This window comes from Streptomyces carpinensis, from assembly GCF_002154505.1.
GTDB lineage: Bacteria > Actinomycetota > Actinomycetes > Streptomycetales > Streptomycetaceae > Streptomyces > Streptomyces carpinensis.
On sequence record NZ_MUBM01000704.1, the window covers coordinates 1 to 889 of the forward strand.

1 protein-coding gene is annotated in these 889 nt (G+C 72.8%); it reads right to left on the reverse strand.

The window, feature by feature from the left end; genetic code table 11:
• Positions 1–334: 334 nt before the first annotated feature.
• The coding region (locus BZY54_RS48105) for a dienelactone hydrolase family protein (protein ID WP_208641001.1) at positions 335–889 on the reverse strand (555 nt) is incomplete at its 5' end.

Consider the following 889-nt stretch of genomic DNA (forward strand, 5'->3'; position numbering starts at 1 on the left):
GACCTCGTCCTCGCCGGTGACGCCCCTGGCCGTGTCCGTCTCGCTCACGCTGCTTCCTCCCGCTGTGTGCTGGTGGTCCACCTCGTGTGCCGGTGGTCCGTTCATCCTCTCCCCTGCCCCGGTCCCGGCCCAAGAGCGGTCCCGGACCGTCACGCTCCGTCGACGTCGGCCCGCGGGGTCCACGGGTGGTGATCGGTGATCGGGCACGCGCGAAAGCCTGGTAATGTTTACGTCGTCGCCGCGGGGAGATCCCCGCACGACNNTTCAAGTCCCCCCTCGGACACAGCGAGGAGCGGTGTCGACCGGAAACGGTCGGCACCGCTCCTTCGTGTGCTCACACATGCGCTGGGGCCATGTGGTCCGTGAACCAGTCGCGGGCCAGCGCGGTCACCCTCTCCAGCGCGCCGGGCTCCTCGAAGAGATGAGTCGCGCCGGGCACGACGGTGAGCCGGTTCTCGCAGGTCAGCTGGGACTGGGCACCGCGATTGAGGTCCAGCACCATGTGGTCCGCGCCGCCGACGAGGAGCAGCGTGGGGGCGGTCACGGCCTCGAGCCTCGGGCCGGCGAGGTCCGGCCGGCCGCCGCGGGAGACGACGGCGGCGATGTGCGCGTCCGGTTCCGCGGCGGCCCACAGGGCGGCGGCGGCCCCGGTGCTGGCACCGAAGTAGCCGATGGCGAGCCCTTCGGTGGCGTGCTGCCCGCGCAGCCAGCCGGTGGCGTCGGCGAGCCGGGCGGCGAGCAGTTCGGTGTCGAACACGTTGGCCCGGTCGCGCGCCTCCTCCTCGGTGAGCAGGTCGAACAGCAGGGTGCCGAGGCCGGCCTGGTTCAGCCCGGCGGCCACGAACTGGTTCCGCGGGCTGTGCCGGCCGCTGCCGCTGCCGTGCGCGAA